Genomic DNA, 422 nt, shown 5'->3' on the forward strand with positions numbered 1-422 from the left:
CCGCGCTACCGTCCCGATCGTGAGGTGGGAGCGCCCCGCCCGATACGAGATGACCAGACCTGATGCGACCGATCTGTCCGGCGCCCGTGCGGGCCGGACCGGGCGCCTGAGGACCGCCGAGACGACGGCCCGAACGCGGCCCGGCCTCCCCCCCTCGCGGGTGTCTCCTCCCGGAGGACACGCGATGACGAGTTCGTTCCCCCTCTCCCACGGCTTCTCCGCCGCCCGCCCCGCCGTGCGGCGGATCGGCATCCAGGACCTCAAGGCCGCCCTGTCGCGGGGCGCCGACGACTTCCTGGCGATGCCGACCCACGTGCTGTTCGTGGTGCTGATCTACCCGATCGCCGGCGTGGTCATCGCGGCCGCGACCTTCGAGCAGGACCTGATCCCGATCCTGTTTCCCCTCGCCGCGGGCTTCGCGC

The 422-nt window shown here is 72.7% G+C and carries 1 pseudogene; it reads left to right on the forward strand.

The annotated features are described in order from the left end of the window. Positions 1 to 184: 184 nt before the first annotated feature. A pseudogene (locus MFF40_RS28370) lies at positions 185 to 422 on the forward strand (DUF2189 domain-containing protein); the annotation flags it as partial.

Source organism: Methylobacterium mesophilicum, assembly GCF_022179445.1.
Lineage (GTDB): Bacteria > Pseudomonadota > Alphaproteobacteria > Rhizobiales > Beijerinckiaceae > Methylobacterium > Methylobacterium mesophilicum.